The organism is Nocardia exalbida NBRC 100660 (genome assembly GCF_000308575.1).
Lineage (GTDB): Bacteria > Actinomycetota > Actinomycetes > Mycobacteriales > Mycobacteriaceae > Nocardia > Nocardia exalbida.
The window spans coordinates 1-299 of the sequence record NZ_BAFZ01000115.1; the positions used below are offsets into that span (position 1 = coordinate 1).

The 299-nt window shown below is 61.2% G+C and carries 1 protein-coding gene; it reads right to left on the minus strand.

Annotated features, from left to right (window positions below; genetic code table 11):
- The coding region (locus tag ON29_RS25830; RefSeq protein ID WP_040870302.1) for a DNA-directed RNA polymerase subunit beta at window positions 1-299 on the minus strand (299 nt) is incomplete at both ends.

Here is a 299-nt window from a genome sequence, read left to right on the forward strand (position 1 = left end):
AGCACCTCGACGTTGAGGCACAGCGACTGGAGTTCCTTGAGCAAGACCTTGAACGATTCCGGAATGCCCGGCTCCGGGATGTTCTCGCCCTTGACGATCGCCTCGTAGACCTTCACGCGACCGACGACGTCGTCGGACTTGATGGTCAACAACTCCTGCAGCGTGTACGCCGCACCGTAGGCCTGCATGGCCCAGCACTCCATCTCACCGAAACGCTGACCACCGAACTGCGCCTTACCACCCAGCGGCTGCTGGGTGATCATCGAGTACGGACCGGTCGAACGCGCGTGGATCTTGTC